Consider the following 246-nt stretch of genomic DNA (forward strand, 5'->3'; position numbering starts at 1 on the left):
CGGACAGCACGAATCTCATGTCGGTGACGCCCGGCGTCGGCTCGGCCCGCAGTTCATAGCGCACGCGCGCGTCACCCGACGGAAACAGGACTGTCGATGTGCGCGTAAGCTTGTTCAGACCGTTAAGGAAAGCGGGATCGATCGTCAATGCGCCGGAATCGGCTCCCTGTGCGGCGACCCACCGGTCCCCCTGCCTTTCGACGACACCGGCCAGTTGCGACGTCACGAACTGCGCGATCACGCCGC

1 protein-coding gene is annotated in these 246 nt (G+C 65.0%); it reads right to left on the reverse strand.

Annotation, left to right across the window (positions count from 1 at the left end; translation table 11 throughout):
* Positions 1–246: hypothetical protein (locus R0J88_RS22560; RefSeq protein WP_410901256.1), on the reverse strand; the 246-nt coding region annotated here is incomplete at both ends.

Origin of the sequence: Pseudoalteromonas sp. SIMBA_162 (assembly GCF_046535955.1) — a bacterium.
In the GTDB taxonomy this organism is placed as follows: domain Bacteria; phylum Pseudomonadota; class Gammaproteobacteria; order Enterobacterales; family Alteromonadaceae; genus Pseudoalteromonas; species Pseudoalteromonas marina.